Genomic DNA, 15,383 nt, shown 5'->3' with positions numbered 1-15,383 from the left:
CGCACCACGCGCCCCACACGTCTCGGGAACGCCTGTTCCACGAACGGCCAATTGCCCGACGCATAGGCCGATTGGGGGGCGTGGGGGCGGTTATCGACCTTGGGGCAGGGGCAGACGTCGGGGTATGGGCTGGACGCACGACTACAGTGACGCAGCACGAAACCGCCGCTCGGCCAGTGGCCTGAGCTCCCATCAGAGGGGAGCCCCGCAGCTGCAGGGCACGGATCCTCGGCTGGGAATTCCGCACATCCTGAAGCGCCGTGCCCGCTGGGTCTCGGCGCGTCTGCGTCACCCTCGCGACTGAGGACCCGCGCGGCCGGAAGCCTCGGACCTCGCCCGTGTGACTCCCGTCGGCCGAGCCCCTCCGCGCCCCCGGACTACAGCGCGCAGCTGTCGCTGCCCACCTGCTGGTTGGCGGTACGACCCTTGGTGATGTCCTCCTGGACCTCTTCCACGGTCAGCGCGTATCCCGTGTTGGCGTCGTCGAGGGACTTCGCGAACACCACGCCGTACACCTCGCCCTTCGCGGTGAGCAGCGGGCCGCCGGAGTTGCCCTGGCGCACGGTCGCGAACACGGAGTAGACCTTCCGCTGCACGGTGCCGCGACGGTAGATGTCCGGGCCGTTGGCCGTGATGGGTCCGCGCACGCGGGCCGGGTTGACCGTGTACGAGCCGTTCTCCGGGAAGCCCGCGACGATCGCGTCGTCCCCCCTGGTCGCTTCCTTGGTGGTGAACTTCAGGGCGGGCGCGTTCAGATCGGGTACGTCGAGTACGGCGATGTCGCGCTCCCAGTCGTAGAGCACGACCTTCGCGGCGTACCGCTTGCCCTCGCCGCCTATCTGGACGTACGGCTCGTTCACGCCGCCCACCACATGGGCGTTGGTCATCACGCGGCGCGGGCCGAAGACGAAGCCGGTGCCTTCGAGAACCTTGCCGCAGCTCTGGGCGGTGCCGGTGACCTTGACGATGGAGCGCTGGGCGCGGGCGGCGACCGGGCTGCTCGCGAGGGCCGGGTCGGGCGGATCCACCTCGTTGATCGGCTCGTTCGAGAACGGGCTGAAGACCTGCGGGAAGCCGTTCTGCGCGAGGACCGAGGAGAAGTCGGCGAACCAGGTGTCGGCCTGGTTGGGCAGCGCCCGGTCCACGCCGAGCATCACCTTGGAGTTGCGGACCTCCTTGCCGAGCGTCGGCAGTGTCGTGCCGGCCAGGGCCGAGCCGATCAGCCAGGCGACGAGGAGCATCGCCACGACGTTGACGAGGGCACCGCCCGTGGCGTCCAGGGCGCGGGCCGGGGACCAGGTGATGTACCGGCGCAGTTTGTTGCCGAGATGGGTGGTGAGGGCCTGGCCGACCGAGGCGCAGACGATCACGACGACCACGGCGACGACGGCTGCGGTCGTGCCGACCTCCGCGTCGTCCGTCACCGCGCCCCAGATGACCGGCAGGAGGTAGACCGCGACGAGACCGCCGCCCAGGAATCCGATCACCGACAGGATGCCTACGACGAACCCCTGGCGATAGCCCACGATCGCGAACCACACAGCGGCGACCAGCAACAGGATGTCCAGCACGTTCACTGCTTCAAGCCTCGCCTCATCACTTTGCGGTGGCCGTGCCTCGGCCGGGGGTCCGGGGACACCCGGCGCAGCCGCTCATGTCGCGGCCCCCGGAGAGACACAGCACGGGTGCCACCCTGTCATGCGCGCCAGTCGAGCGGGACCTGCTTGTCGCGGTCCCAAGGTCGTTCCCAGCCCGCGTAGTGCAGGAGGCGGTCGATGATTCCGGCTGTGAAGCCCCAGACCAGGGCGGATTCGACCAGGAATGCCGGACCTGCGTGGCCGCGCGGGTGCACGGCGGTCGCGCGGTTGCCGGGGTCCGTGAGATCCGCCACGGGGACCGTGAAGACACGGGCCGTCTCGGCCGGATCGACGACGCCGACCGGTGTCGGCTCGCGCCACCAGCCCAGCACCGGGGTGACCACGAAGCCGCTCACCGGGATGTAGAGCTTGGGGAGCACGCCGAAGAGCTGGACGCCGCGGGGGTCGAGCCCGGTCTCCTCCTCGGCCTCGCGGAGGGCGGCCCGCAACGGCCCGTCACCCTTCGGGTCGCCGTCCTCGGGGTCGAGGGCGCCACCGGGGAACGACGGCTGCCCGGCATGCGACCTGAGCGAACTGGCCCGCTCCATGAGCAGCAGCTCGGGGCCCAGCTCCCCCTCGCCGAACAGGATCAGTACGGCCGACTGGCGCCCGCCGCCGTCCTCCGGCGGCAGAAAGCGGCTCAGCTGGAGCGGCTCCACCGTCTCCACGGCATGCACCACCGGGTCCAGCCAGCCCGGCAGGCCGTCCTTGGTCAGGGCCAGATCGCCGTCCTGCATGTCGTGCGTGCGACTCGCGCGCGTCATCGCCACCCCCGTTCTGCTGCTCTCAACGCCCGCGGGTCCACAGATCGTTCCGTCATCCGGCGTCCCGCGCGGGTGAACCGGGCGCGGGGCCGGCGGAGGAGGGTGCGGGTGCGCCGGGGGCGGATGCGCCGGGCACGAGGGCGCCGGGGGCGGGCGCTCCCAGCGGGGGTGCGGGGATGCCGCCCGCGTCGAGGTAGGACTGCGGAGGGTTGAGGCGCTGGCCCGGGAAGCCGCCCTTCTCGTACTTCAGGAGCTTCTGGGCCTTCTCCGGGTCCGTCTCGCCCTCTCCGTACGCCGGGCAGAGCGGGGCGATCGGGCAGGCACCGCAGGCGGGCTTGCGGGCGTGGCAGATACGGCGGCCGTGGAAGATCACGTGGTGCGAGAGCATCGTCCACTCGCTCTTCGGGAAGAGCCCGCCGATGGCCGCCTCGATCTTGTCGGGCTCCGTCTGGTCGGTCCACTGCCAGCGCCGTACGAGCCGCTGGAAATGGGTGTCCACCGTGATGCCGGGGCGGCCGAAGGCGTTGCCGAGGACGACGAAGGCGGTCTTGCGGCCCACTCCGGGCAGTTTGACGAGGTCTTCGAGGCGGCCGGGGACCTCGCCCCCGAAGTCGTCCCGCAGAGCCTTGGAGAGCCCTATCACCGACTTGGTCTTGGCCCGGAAGAACCCGGTCGGCCGGAGGATCTCCTCGACCTCCTCCGGATTCGCCGCGGCCAGGTCCTCGGGCGTGGGGTACTTCCCGAAGAGGGCCGGCGTCGTCTGGTTCACCCTCAGGTCGGTCGTCTGCGCCGACAGGACCGTGGCGACCACCAGTTGGAAGGGGTTCTCGAAGTCCAGCTCCGGGTGGGCGTACGGGTACACCTCGCCGAGCTCACGGTTGATTCGGCGTGCCCGTCGGACGAGTGCGGTGTGCGACTCGTTCCGGGGAGGCTTGGCCGGGGTGACTTTGGCGGGGGTGGATTTGGCGGGGGTCACTGCGGCGGATACGGCTTTCTTCGCGGATGCGGACTTTTTGGCAGGCGTGGGCGTGGGCTTCCTGGCGGCCGCCTTCGCAGGCGCGCTCGACGCCGAGGTCTTCTTGGCGGTCGCCTTCGCGGGCCCCGCGCTCGATGCCGAGGCCTTCCTGACGACGGCCTTCGCCGGTGCGCTCTTCTTGGCGGCCTTCTTCGGGGCGGCAGCCTCCTTCGCGGCGGCCTTCTTCGGAGCGGCAGCCTCCTTCGCGGCGGCCACCTTCTTGCCCGCGGCGGCAGCCTTCTTGCTCATGGCGGCGGCCTTCCCACTCGGAGCGGCCACCTTCTTGCTCATGGCGGCGGCCTTCCCACTCGGAGCGGCCACCTTCTTGCTCGCCGCAGCGGCCTTCCTGCTCGCGGCAGCCACCTTCTTGCTCGGGGCGGCAGCCTTCTTGGCGGACGCGGCTCTCTTGACGGCGGCGGCCTTCTTCGCGGTCGCGGCCATCTCCGAGGCGGCGGCCCCCGCGGCCTTCCCGGCGGCCCCGGCCGACCTCCTGGCCCGCCCGGACCCTGCCGCATTTGTCGTTTTCTTCGCTCCGTCGGGGTCCTGTTCGCCCACAGCGGAATCGCGACGTGCAACCACCCGTCCAGCCCCCTTGGCCTGTGCTCTCACCGGCGATTTGGACACCCGGCCAGCCTAAAGCCCACCAGTGACATCCGCCCCGGCCCTCGGAGATCGGCCCCCAATTGGCCCCCTGCCGCACTGCGGGACACACCTGTACGGCAGACTTGTGACTGATCACACTGTTTGGACCGTCCGGCAAGATGGGGAACACGGTCCCCGGCACACGGGGGAGCAAGATCCCCTGAGCAGGTCGACAAGGAGAGAACTCGTGGACGACGTTCTGCGGCGCGCCCCGCTCTTCGCGGCGCTCGATGACGAGCAGGCCGCGGAGCTCCGCGCCTCCATGAGTGAGGTGACCCTCGCGCGCGGAGACGCGCTCTTTCACGAGGGCGACCCCGGAGACCGCCTGTACGTGGTCACCGAGGGCAAGGTGAAGCTCCACCGCACATCCCCCGACGGCCGCGAGAACATGCTGGCGGTCCTCGGCCCCGGCGAGCTCATCGGTGAGCTGTCGCTGTTCGACCCGGGCCCGCGCACGGCGACCGCCAGCGCGCTGACCGAGGTCAAGCTGCTCGGCCTCGGCCACGGCGACCTCCAGCCCTGGCTGAACGCGCGGCCCGAGGTGGCCGCCGCCCTGCTGCGCGCCGTCGCCCGGCGTCTGCGCAAGACCAACGACCAGATGTCCGACCTGGTCTTCTCCGACGTGCCGGGCCGGGTGGCCCGCGCGCTCCTGGACCTCTCGCGCCGCTTCGGCGTGCAGTCCGAGGAGGGCATCCACGTCGTGCACGACCTGACCCAGGAGGAGCTGGCCCAGCTCGTCGGCGCCTCCCGAGAGACGGTCAACAAGGCGCTCGCCGACTTCGCGGGCCGCGGCTGGCTCCGCCTGGAGGCCCGCGCGGTGATCCTGCTGGACGTGGAGCGCCTCGCGAAGCGCTCGCGCTAGCCGTTACGTCACGTCTTCTTCAAAGAAGGGCCCTGCTGCACGGTGGGGCCCTTCTTGTTGTCGTGTCTTGCTGTCGTCGCCGGACGCCGGCCCGAGGGGTGGGGATGCACGAGGACACGGGGACGTACGAGGACAGAGCACCTGAGTCGGTCTGGGGCGGCACGAAGGGCCCTTGGTGGCGCCGGGGGCCCGCGTCGGCGCCGAGGCTGTGGAAGTACCCGCGGGAGAAGGGAAGCCCCGGCGCACCGCTGAGCACCTGGGCGGTCGACGGAACCCTCGCCATGGCCCGCTCCGGCCGCGTGGAGGCGTACGGCCTGACGACCGGTGACCCCCTGTGGACGTGGCAGCCGCCCGACGGCGAGGTGCTGGCCCACGCCTCCGCGGACGCACCGGACGGCGTGGGCGTCGTACTGCATCACGCCGACGGGGACGGCGGCGCGGAGCACGTCCGCCTCACGGGGCTCGATGTCGGCTCGGGCAGGGTCCTCTGGTCGCGCGAGCAGCGTGCCGACGCGCTCGGATCCGTCGGCGGGCACGCGCGCGGGGTGGCAATCGGCGGCGGCCGCGTCGCGACCGCCCGTGCCCGTCACGGGAACGCGCCTGCCGTGCTCCGGACGTTCGACGCGCGCACCGGCGCCCTCCTGTGGGAGCGACCGGTCCCCGAGCGGTGGGGTGACGTCTCCGTCGTGCGGGCCCGCCCTGTCGTCGTGGCCACCGTGGGACCCGGCGAGGGCGCTCCCCGGCGGCTCGTCGTGGTGGGCGAGGAAGCGGAGCAGGAGATCGAACTGCCAGGCCGGGCCAACGAGTTCGGAGGTGACGTGGCCGTGGTCGGCGACCTGCTCGCCGTCGAGTGCGTCGGCCCGCCGACCCCCGACGGCGAGGAGGACACCGGAAGCACGCTCAGCGCGTTCCCGGTCACCACGGGAGTCCTCCGCTGGACCTGGCGCAGCACGTACGGCGCCACCCTGACCCCGCTGGCCCACCGGGGTCACCTCGTGGTCCTGAACGGCTACGGCGACCGTGCGACCGTGCTCGATCCCGCGGACGGCCGGGTCGTGGCCGAGCGCGCCCTGCCCGGCCACAGCTACCGGGCCCGCCTCGCCGCGGTCGGGGGCTGCCTCGCCGTGGTCTGTACGGCGGAGCGCCCCGTCCACCGGCTGCGCGTGTTCCGCTGGAAATGACATGAACCCACGGCCCGGCCCGTGCAGAGTGTTCCCATGCCGAACAAGGGGCTCGACGCCGGGGGACACATCGAACGCGAGGGATCTCTGGGCCTGATCCCGCGTGCGTTCCGGCCCGTCGTGGCCACGGCCCGCGACCGGGTGCTGGACGTCTTCGGGGCGCGGCTGCACAGCGCGTACCTGTACGGGTCGATCCCGCGCGGCACCGCGCGCGTGGGCCGCTCCGACCTCGACCTGCTGCTCGCCCTGCGCGAGGAGCCCACGGACGCGGACCGTACGGACGCCCGCTCGCTCGACGAGGCACTCGACAAGGAGTTCCCGCAGATCGACGGGGCGGGGACGCTGCTGGTCGGCCGGGAGCAGGTGCTGAGCGACCTGGAGAGGCACGATCTCGGCTGGTTCGTGGCCTGCCTCTGTACGCCGCTGCTGGGCGAGGACCTCGCCGAGTACCTGCCGCGCTACCGGCCCGACGCGCTCCTCGCCCGCGAGACGAACGGCGACCTCGCGCTGTTCCTCCCGCGGTGGCGTGAGCGGATCACCGAGGCGGACGACTCGGAGGAGGCCCTGAGGCCCCTCGTGCGCTTCATGTCACGTCATCTTGTCCGCACCGGCTTCACCCTCGTCATGCCCCGCTGGAAGGGCTGGACGAGCGATCTGACGGAGATGGCCGAGGTGTTCGGCACGTACTACCCGGAGCGGGCCGCGCAACTGCGGGAGGCGGCCGTCCTCGGGTACGAGCCGAGGGGCGATGCCGCCGCCTTGCGGTCGTACGTCGACGATCTCGGGCCGTGGCTCGCCGAGGAGTACACGCGCGTGCACGGCATCAAGAAACCGCGCCCCTAGGGAGGGCGTTTTCGAACCGTGCCCCCAGGAGGGCCGTTTCCGGCTTCTCAGGCCTCGCCGATGAGTCCGTGCTCCCGGAGATAGTCCAGCTGCGCCAGCACCGACAGCTCCGCCGCCGGCCACAGGGAGCGGTCGACGTCGGCGTACACGTGGGCGACGACCTGGGACGAGGTCGTGTAGCCGTCCTCGACCGCCGTCTCGACCTGGGCGAGGCGGTGGGCCCGGTGGGCGAGGTAGAACTCGACGGCGCCCTGGGCGTCCTCCAGGACGGGCCCGTGGCCCGGCAGGACCATGTGCACGCCGTCGTCGACCGTCAGGGACCTGAGGCGCCGCAGGGAGTCCAGGTAGTCGCCCAGGCGCCCGTCGGGGTGCGCGACGACCGTGGTGCCCCGGCCCAGGATCGTGTCGCCGGTCAGGACGGCCCGGTCGGCGGGCAGATGGAAGCAGAGCGAGTCGGCGGTGTGGCCGGGGGTGGACACGACGCGCAGCTCCAGGCCACCTGTGGTGACGACGTTCCCGGCCGCCAGGCCCTCGTCACCGAGGCGCAGCGCCGGGTCGAGCGCCCGCACCTTCGTCCCGGTCAGTTCCGCGAACCGTCCGGCGCCCTCCGCGTGGTCCGGGTGCCCGTGCGTCAGCAGGGTCAGCGCGACGCGCTTGCCGGCCTTCTCGGCGATGTCGACGACGTTCCGAAGGTGTACGTCGTCCAGGGGCCCCGGGTCGATCACCACCGCCAGCTCGGAGTCCGGCTCGGCCACGATCCAGGTGTTCGTGCCGTCCAGGGTCATCGCGGAGGCGTTGGGCGCGAGGACGTTGACGGCACGCGCGGTGGCGGGGCCCGAGAGCACCCCGCCCCGTGGCTGGCCGGGAAGGGCGGCGGCGTCGGTCATGCGGGGGCTCCACCGGTCGGGATGTGCTTGGTGAACTCGTCGTGGCCGGGCCAGCTGAGGACCAGCTCGCCGCCTTCCAGACGGGCCTGGGCCAGGACGGGCGTCATGTCGCGCCCCGGTGCCGCGGCGAGGGCCTCGGCGGCGGTGGCGTACGCGCCGAGCTGACGCAGGGTCGCGATGGTGGGCGGCATCATCAGGAGGTCGCCCTTGTCGTAGCCGTCCCTCGCGTCCGCGGGGCGGATCCAGACGGTGCGGTCGGCCTCCGTGGAGGCGTTGCGGGTGCGCTGGCCCTCCGGGAGCGCGGCCACGAAGAACCAGGTGTCGTAGCGACGGGGCTCGAACTCCGGGGTGATCCAGCGGGTCCAGGCGCCGAGGAGGTCGGAGCGCAGGACGAGCCCCCGGCGCTCCAGGAACTCGGCGAAGGAGAGGTCACGGGCGACCAGGGCCGCACGGTCCGCCTCCCACTCCTCGCCCGTGGTGTCGCCGACCACGGTGTCCTCGGTGGGCCCGGCGAGCAGGACGCCCGCCTCCTCGTACGTCTCGCGCACCGCCGCGCAGACGATCGCCTGGGCGGTGGTCTCGTCGACGCCGAGCCGGGACGCCCACCACGCGCGCGTGGGGCCCGCCCAGCGGATCTGCCGGTCGTCGTCCCGGGGGTCCACCCCGCCGCCCGGATACGCGTACGCGCCTCCGGCGAAGGCCATGGAGGCGCGTCTGCGCAGCATGTGTACGACGGGGGTGGAGTCGGTGTCCTTGAGCAGCATGACGGTGGCCGCCCGCCTGGGGGCGACCGGTGTGAGCGTGCCCTCCGCGAGCGCGCGGATTCTCTCGGGCCACTCGGGGGGATACCACTGCCCATTCGCCATGGGCGGAGGCTATCCCGGAGTGAGCTGATGTTCGAGAGGCAACGATCGCCTCCCTGGGGGGCACACCTACGCCGTAGGAGCAGGCCCGCGCCCCGGAATCCGCTCACGCCACCGAGCCATGCCCACGCCACGGCGGACCGGCTCCCACCACGACGGAGACCGGCTCACACCAGGGCGGACCGGCTCACGCGTGCGTCAGCTCCACCAGGACCTCGACCTCGACGGGCGCGTCCAGCGGCAGCACCGCCACGCCGACCGCGCTGCGCGCGTGCACGCCCTTCTCGCCGAGGACCTCGCCGAGCAGCTCGCTCGCGCCGTTCAGCACGGCGGGCTGGCCCGTGAAGTCGGAGGCCGAGGCGACGAAGCCGACGACCTTCACCACGCGCGCGATGCGGTCGAGGTCGCCCACGACCGACTTGACCGCCGCGAGGGCGTTCAGCGCACAGGTGCGGGCCAGCTCCTTGGCCTCTTCCGGAGTGACCTCCGCGCCCACCTTGCCGGTGACCGGAAGCTTGCCGTCCACCATCGGGAGCTGGCCGGCCGTGTACACGTACACACCCGACTGCACCGCGGGCTGGTACGCGGCCAGCGGCGGTACGACGTCCGGCAGTGTCAGTCCGAGCTCGGCCAGCTTCGCCTCGACGGCGCTCATGCGGCCTTCTCGCGCTTCAGATAGGCGACGAGCTGCTCGGGGTTGTTCGGCCCGGGCACGACCTGGACGAGCTCCCAGCCGTCCTCGCCCCAGGTGTCCAGAATCTGCTTCGTGGCGTGGACGAGCAGCGGCACGGTTGAGTATTCCCACTTGGTCATGAGGGCGACTGTATCCGCTGCCGCGCACGCCCTTCCGCGGACCTCGTCGGGGGCCTCGCCCGGGACCTCGCGCACAGCTTGTCCACAGCCTCCTGCGTACTTCCGCGGCCGACTGGTTAGGCTCGAAGACGTGAGCAGGCTCCAGGTCGTCAGCGGCAAGGGCGGTACCGGCAAGACCACGGTCGCCGCAGCACTCGCGCTCGCCCTAGCGACCGAGGGCAAGCGTGCCCTTCTGGTCGAGGTCGAGGGCAGGCAGGGCATCGCGCAGCTATTCGAAGCGCAGGCACTGCCCTACGAGGAGCGGAAGATCGCCGTCGCTCCAGGGGGCGGGGAGGTGTTCGCCCTCGCCATAGACCCCGAACTGGCCCTTCTGGACTACCTCCAGATGTTCTACAAACTCGGCAGCGCCGGACGTGCGCTGAAGAAACTCGGCGCCATCGACTTCGCGACCACCGTCGCGCCGGGCCTCAGGGACGTCCTCCTGACGGGCAAGGCCTGCGAGGCCGTGCGCCGCAAGGACAAGCGCGGCCGCTTCGCGTACGACTACGTGGTGATGGACGCGCCGCCGACCGGCCGGATCACCCGCTTCCTGAACGTGAACGACGAGGTGGCGGGGCTCGCCAAGATCGGCCCGATACACAATCAGGCGCAGGCCGTCATGCGGGTGCTCAAGTCGCCCGAGACCGCCGTGCACATGGTGACGCTGCTGGAGGAGATGCCCGTCCAGGAGACCGCGGACGGCATCGCCGAGCTGCGCGCCGCGCGGCTGCCGGTGGGACGGATCATCGTGAACATGGTGCGGCCCGCGATCCTCGACGAGACCGATCTGGCGCTCACCCGCGAGGCACCGCGCACGGCCATCGCCAAGTCGCTGTCCGCCGCCGGACTCGGCGGCGCGCGCCGCGGAGGGGTCGCCGAGCGGCTGGTCGAGCCGCTGCTGACCCAGGCCGACGAGTACGCCGAGCGGCACGCGCTGGAGCGCGACCAGCGGGCCGTGCTCCAGGGCCTGGACCTCCCCCTGCACGAACTCCCGCTGCTCGCCGAGGGAATGGACCTCGGGGGCCTGTACGAACTCGCCAAGGAACTGCGTCAGCAAGGGATCTCATGAGCCAGGACCCGGCCCGCGCACACGACACGACCCACTCGCACGAGCCCGCCCGCGGCATAGACGCCGCCCCCGTCCTGGACGTCGACCCGCTGATCGACGACCCGAAGACCCGCATCGTGGTCTGCTGCGGCTCGGGCGGCGTCGGCAAGACCACCACGGCGGCGGCCCTCGGGCTGCGCGCCGCCGAGCGCGGACGCAAGGTCGTCGTCCTCACCATCGACCCGGCGCGCAGGCTCGCCCAGTCCATGGGCATCGACGCGCTGGACAACACCCCTCGCCGGGTGAAGGGCGTCGACGACTCCGCGGACGGCGAACTGCACGCGATGATGCTCGACATGAAGCGCACCTTCGACGAGATCGTCGAGGCGCACGCGGACCCCGAGCGGGCGACCGCGATCCTCAACAACCCCTTCTACCAGTCGCTTTCGGCGGGCTTCGCGGGCACGCAGGAGTACATGGCGATGGAGAAACTGGGCCAGTTGCGGGCCCGCGAGGAGTGGGACCTCATCGTCGTCGACACCCCGCCCTCGCGCTCGGCGCTCGACTTCCTGGACGCCCCGAAGCGGCTCGGGTCGTTCCTGGACGGCAAGTTGATCCGGCTGCTGACGGCTCCGGCCAAGCTGGGCGGCCGCGCCGGGATGAAGTTCCTGAACGTCGGGATGTCGATGATGACCGGCACCCTCGGCAAGCTGCTGGGCGGCCAGCTCCTCAAGGACGTCCAGACGTTCGTGGCCGCCATGGACACCACCTTCGGCGGTTTCCGCACCCGCGCGGACGCCACGTACAAGCTGCTCCAGGCGCCCGGGACGGCGTTCCTGGTCGTCGCGGCCCCGGAGCGGGACGCGTTGCGCGAGGCGGCGTACTTCGTGGAGCGGCTGGCCGCCGAGGACATGCCGCTCGCGGGGCTCGTGCTGAACCGCGTCCACGGCAGTGGCGCGGCCCAGCTGTCGGCGGAGCGGGCGCTGGCCGCCGCGGAGACCCTCGACCTCGCCGCCGGTCCGGTCGAACACCCCGCGGCCGGTCCGGCCGAACCCGGTGCCGATCCGGCCGCCGCGGAAAATCTTGACGAGGCCCGCATTGTGGATCAGTCGGGCGGGAAAGCTGGACTTCGTAACTCTCCCGACACGTACGGCAGTTCAGAATCACCCGCTACCCAGACCACCGTTCCCGAGGCTCCCGCGCCCGACGCAGGCTCCCCCGCCGCGGACCGGACCACCGCCGAAGGAGCCGGGACGGACGACCCCACGGACGACCGCACCGTCGAACAACTCACGGCAGGCCTGTTGAGGCTGCACGCCGAGCGCATGCAGCTGCTCCACCGCGAGCAGCGCACACGCGACCGCTTCGCCGCACGCCACCCCGAAGTGGCGGTGGCCGAAGTGGCCGCGCTGCCCGGCGATGTGCACGACCTCGCAGGGCTGCGGAACATCGGGGAGCGGCTCGCGGCCGGTACCTCGCCGGCCGGAGCTGCGTAGCCTCTCGGGGCCACAGTGGCCCCGGTTGCGTGCGGACGCCGTATACGACGCCGTGCGGGGTCGCGTGTACGTCACGTGACCCCCTGACGCATACGGGGCCGATGGGACCCCGGTTGCGTGCGGAGAGGCGGTCAGCCCACCGCCGCGTAGTTCTCGTACACCTCTTCCTCGTCGAGAGGCAGAATGCCCGCCCCTCGCTCGTACTCGGTACGCGCGGTTTCGAGCAGCCTGCGCCAAGAGGTGACGGTGGGCCGCCTGCGCAGCAGTGCGCGGCGCTCCCGCTCCGTCATTCCTCCCCACACGCCGAACTCGACGCGGTTGTCCAGCGCGTCGGCCAGGCACTCCGTGCGCACCGGACATCCGGTGCACACCGCCTTGGCCCTGTTCTGCGCTGCTCCTTGAACGAACAGTTCATCCGGATCGGTAGTGCGGCAGGCCGCCTGCGCACTCCAGTCGGTTACCCAGCCCATACCGGCGCCGTCCTCTCCCGAATCGAGGCTCCCCCACGGCGGCAGCGGCATATTCACCGCCGCCAGTTGAGGACGTTACGGAAGGTGGGCACAGTCAACCAGCCCCTTCGGGCCCAATCTTGAATGGCCCGAATGGACTATGGGTACGCGACAGATCACCCAACGGAGTGACCCGGCGACATACGTGACCTTCCCGGCAAACCGGGGCAGTTGAGTTGCGTCACATCGGACACCAACTGACACACAAGGTGGATTCGGGCACGTGCTCAACAAAAAAGTCGAGTGCCGACCGAAACGATTCGGGGTCGCCGGACGTATTGATACGTAGCCCTACTGCTGTGACAGTTGAGAGCAGCTTAGGCCAAGGCCTGTACGTGTGTCCGGCGAATGAGAACGTAGGCTGCCCTCATGCCAAACAAGCGCTCGGGCGGAGGTCTGTCGCCAACGCAGCAGGCCGCCAAGTTCCTCGGTGTCAGTGTGCTCGCGGGAGCCGTCATGGCCGGAATCGCCGTGCCGGCGTTCGGCGCGCTCGGTCTCGCGGCCAAGGGTTCGGTCGAGGGGTTCGACGAGATCCCGACCAACCTGAAGCGGCCTCCGCTGAGCCAGCGCACCACGATCCTGGACAGCAAGGGCGGCCAGATCGCCACGGTCTACTCACGTGACCGCACGGTGGTCGACCTCAAGAGCATCTCGCCGTACATGCAGAAGGCGATCGTCGCGATCGAGGACTCGCGGTTCTACGAGCACGGCGCGGTCGACCTCAAGGGCGTCCTGCGCGCCCTCAACAAGAACGCGCAGAGCGGCGGCGTCTCCCAGGGCGCCTCCACGCTCACGCAGCAGTACGTGAAGAACGTCTTCGTGGAGGAGGCCGGCGACGACGCGACGCTGGTCGCCCAGGCCACCCAGCAGACCCTCGGCCGGAAGGTCCGCGAGCTGAAGTTCGCGATCCAGGTCGAGGAGGAGCTCGGCAAGAAGAAGATCCTCGAGAACTACCTGAACATCACGTTCTTCGGCCAGCAGGCGTACGGCGTCGAGGCCGCGGCCCAGCGCTACTTCTCCAAGTCCGCCAAGGACCTGAAGGTGGAGGAGGCCGCGCTGCTCGCCGGCATCGTCCAGTCGCCGAGCCGGTACGACCCGGTCAACGACGAGGAGGAGGCCACGAAGCGGCGCAACACCGTGCTGCAGCGGATGGCCGACGTCGGAGACATCTCCCGGGCGGAGGCCGACAAGGCCAGGAAGAAGCCGCTCGGTCTGAAGATCAGCAAGCCCAAGAACGGCTGCATCACGGCGGTCAAGGGCGCCGGCTTCTTCTGTGACTACGTCCGCGAGGTGTTCCTGAACGACCCGGTCTTCGGCAAGACCCAGAAGGCCCGGGCCAAGATCTGGAACCAGGGCGGCCTGACGATCAGGACGACGCTCGACCCGCAGTCGCAGGAGTCGGCGCAGGCCTCGATCAAGAAACACGTCTACAAGAGCGACGACGTGGCGACCGCCACCACCATCGTCGAGCCCGGCACCGGCAAGATCCTCGCGATGGGCCAGTCGCGTCCGTACGGCTTCGGCAAGAACGAGACGCAGATGAACCTGTCCGTGGACAGCAACATGGGCGGCGGCGCGGGCTACCAGCCCGGTTCGACGTTCAAGCCGATCGTGGCCGCGGCCGCCATCGAGGGCGGCAAGCCGGCGAACCAGGTGTACTCGTCGCCGTACAAGATGGACTACCCGAGCCCGGTCTCGGCCTGTGACGGCAAGAGCTGGAACGAGAAGGGCGTCCCGGTCGAGAACGAGAACGAGACCGAGGTCGGCCCGTACGACATGCAGGACGCGACCGCGAAGTCGGTCAACACGTACTACATCCAGCTGATCAGCGACATCGGCATCTGCCCGGTGACCGACATGGCGGGCAAGATGGGCGTCGAGCGCGCCGACGGCAAGAAGCTGAACCAGGCCCCGTCGATCGCCCTGGGCACGCAGGAGATGTCCCCGCTGACGATGGCGAGCGCGTACGCGACCTTCGCCGCGCGGGGCACGTACTGCTCGCCGATCGCCATCGAGTCGATCCGCCAGACCGTCGGTGGCCAGAAGAAGTCCCTGCCGGTGCCGAAGTCGACGTGCTCACGCGCGATGTCCGAGAACACCGCCGACACGATCAACACGCTCCTCAAGGGCGTGGTCGAGGACGGTACGGGTTCGGAGGCGGGCCTCGACAGCCGGGCCAGCGCGGGCAAGACCGGCACGACGGACGAGCGCTACGCGGCCTGGTTCGTGGGCTACACGCCGAACATGGCCGGCGCGGTCTGGGTCGGCGACCCGGCCCACAAGCGGAAGATGACCAACATCACCATCGGCGGTGTCCCGTACGAGAAGGTCTTCGGTGGCAGGGTCCCCGGACCGATCTGGCGCGACATGATGGCCGGCGCCCTTGAGGGCAAGGAAGCGCCCCAGTTCAACCTCGTCAACATCCCGCGCGGCGACACCGGCAAGGACGACGGCCGCGGCGACGAGGACGACAACGGTGACGAGGACGGCAACAACGGGGACAACGGCGGGAACGGAGGCGGGAACGGTGACGGCAACAACGGCGGCAACGGCGGCAACGGCAACCCGCAGTTCCCCAATCCGACCATCTCGATCCCCGAGGAGTGGACGATCAACGGGAACGACAACGGCGGCGGGAACGGGAACGGCGGGAACTTCCCGTAGGCCCGGGGTTCGGTGGGCCCGGGGTTCCGTAGTCCGTAGTCAGTAGTTGTACGCCGATGGGGGGCGCCCCTTGTGACAAGGGGCGCCCCCCATCGGCGTACCGGCGTACCGGCGGACCGG

At 70.7% G+C, this 15,383-nt stretch carries 15 protein-coding genes; 7 read left to right on the top strand and 8 right to left on the bottom strand.

Going from position 1 to position 15,383, the window contains the following annotated elements:
- Positions 1-124: 124 nt before the first annotated feature.
- A complete protein-coding gene (locus tag O3Q52_RS14725; protein WP_079053496.1) occupies positions 125-304 on the top strand; it encodes a hypothetical protein in 180 nt (59 codons plus the stop codon).
- A 73-nt stretch (positions 305-377) separates the two neighbouring features.
- Here the strand turns inward: O3Q52_RS14725 and O3Q52_RS14720 are convergent, their stop codons facing one another.
- The 3 genes from O3Q52_RS14720 to nth all read right to left on the bottom strand — a co-directional run bounded on the left by O3Q52_RS14720 (position 378) and on the right by nth (position 3,665).
- On the bottom strand, positions 378-1,577 hold the full coding sequence (locus tag O3Q52_RS14720) for a MarP family serine protease (RefSeq protein ID WP_269649230.1): 1,200 nt from the start codon (positions 1,575-1,577) through the stop codon (positions 378-380).
- Between the two features lie 119 nt (positions 1,578-1,696).
- Positions 1,697-2,401, bottom strand: coding sequence for a CoA pyrophosphatase (locus tag O3Q52_RS14715; RefSeq protein ID WP_269649229.1), 705 nt, complete (start codon positions 2,399-2,401; stop codon positions 1,697-1,699).
- Between the two features lie 52 nt (positions 2,402-2,453).
- Positions 2,454-3,665 carry an endonuclease III gene (nth, locus tag O3Q52_RS14710; protein WP_269649242.1) on the bottom strand — a complete coding sequence of 404 codons (1,212 nt, stop codon included), beginning with the start codon at positions 3,663-3,665 and terminating at the stop codon, positions 2,454-2,456.
- Positions 3,666-4,245: 580 nt separating this feature from the next.
- Between nth and O3Q52_RS14705 the strand changes: the two genes are divergently transcribed.
- The 3 genes from O3Q52_RS14705 to O3Q52_RS14695 all read left to right on the top strand — a co-directional run bounded on the left by O3Q52_RS14705 (position 4,246) and on the right by O3Q52_RS14695 (position 6,944).
- Entirely contained in the window at positions 4,246-4,920 is a 675-nt protein-coding gene (locus O3Q52_RS14705) for a Crp/Fnr family transcriptional regulator (protein ID WP_016642758.1), read from the top strand.
- Between the two features lie 104 nt (positions 4,921-5,024).
- Positions 5,025-6,101, top strand: a complete 1,077-nt coding sequence (locus tag O3Q52_RS14700; RefSeq protein WP_269649227.1) for a PQQ-binding-like beta-propeller repeat protein — start codon at positions 5,025-5,027, stop codon at positions 6,099-6,101.
- Positions 6,102-6,137: 36 nt separating this feature from the next.
- Positions 6,138-6,944 (top strand): nucleotidyltransferase domain-containing protein, encoded by an 807-nt coding sequence (locus O3Q52_RS14695; RefSeq protein ID WP_269649226.1) that lies wholly within the window; start codon positions 6,138-6,140, stop codon positions 6,942-6,944.
- A gap of 47 nt (positions 6,945-6,991) precedes the next feature.
- Here the strand turns inward: O3Q52_RS14695 and O3Q52_RS14690 are convergent, their stop codons facing one another.
- From O3Q52_RS14690 to O3Q52_RS14675, 4 genes are all read right to left on the bottom strand, one after another.
- Positions 6,992-7,831 (bottom strand): MBL fold metallo-hydrolase, encoded by an 840-nt coding sequence (locus O3Q52_RS14690; protein WP_055612644.1) that lies wholly within the window; start codon positions 7,829-7,831, stop codon positions 6,992-6,994.
- Complete coding sequence (locus O3Q52_RS14685; protein WP_269649225.1) at positions 7,828-8,697, bottom strand: NUDIX hydrolase; 870 nt, start codon at positions 8,695-8,697, stop codon at positions 7,828-7,830. The genes O3Q52_RS14690 and O3Q52_RS14685 overlap by 4 nt, the downstream gene beginning before the upstream one ends.
- 184 nt (positions 8,698-8,881) lie before the next feature.
- Entirely contained in the window at positions 8,882-9,349 is a 468-nt protein-coding gene (locus O3Q52_RS14680; RefSeq protein ID WP_143640281.1) for a RidA family protein, read from the bottom strand.
- Positions 9,346-9,507: a DUF4177 domain-containing protein gene (locus O3Q52_RS14675; RefSeq protein ID WP_107099910.1), complete on the bottom strand. Its 162-nt coding sequence runs from the start codon at positions 9,505-9,507 to the stop codon at positions 9,346-9,348. The genes O3Q52_RS14680 and O3Q52_RS14675 overlap by 4 nt, the downstream gene beginning before the upstream one ends.
- Positions 9,508-9,637: 130 nt before the next feature.
- Between O3Q52_RS14675 and O3Q52_RS14670 the strand changes: the two genes are divergently transcribed.
- Together O3Q52_RS14670 and O3Q52_RS14665 are read left to right on the top strand one after the other, a co-directional pair.
- On the top strand, positions 9,638-10,615 hold the full coding sequence (locus tag O3Q52_RS14670; protein ID WP_269649223.1) for an ArsA-related P-loop ATPase: 978 nt from the start codon (positions 9,638-9,640) through the stop codon (positions 10,613-10,615).
- Positions 10,612-12,090: an ArsA family ATPase gene (locus O3Q52_RS14665; protein WP_269649222.1), complete on the top strand. Its 1,479-nt coding sequence runs from the start codon at positions 10,612-10,614 to the stop codon at positions 12,088-12,090. Before O3Q52_RS14670 ends, O3Q52_RS14665 begins: the two co-directional genes overlap by 4 nt.
- 131 nt (positions 12,091-12,221) lie before the next feature.
- Here O3Q52_RS14665 and wblA read toward each other — a convergent pair whose 3' ends face one another.
- Complete coding sequence (gene wblA, locus O3Q52_RS14660) at positions 12,222-12,560, bottom strand: transcriptional regulator WblA (protein WP_055515737.1); 339 nt, start codon at positions 12,558-12,560, stop codon at positions 12,222-12,224.
- A gap of 408 nt (positions 12,561-12,968) precedes the next feature.
- Here wblA and O3Q52_RS14655 point away from each other — a divergent pair, with 408 nt between their 5' ends.
- On the top strand, positions 12,969-15,263 hold the full coding sequence (locus O3Q52_RS14655) for a transglycosylase domain-containing protein (RefSeq protein ID WP_269649221.1): 2,295 nt from the start codon (positions 12,969-12,971) through the stop codon (positions 15,261-15,263).
- The last annotated feature ends 120 nt before the right edge of the window (positions 15,264-15,383 follow it).

This window comes from Streptomyces sp. ActVer (genome assembly GCF_027270795.1).
Lineage (GTDB): Bacteria > Actinomycetota > Actinomycetes > Streptomycetales > Streptomycetaceae > Streptomyces > Streptomyces umbrinus_A.
Note: the sequence above shows the minus strand (reverse complement) of the source record. Positions and strands in the feature narration are given on the sequence as shown.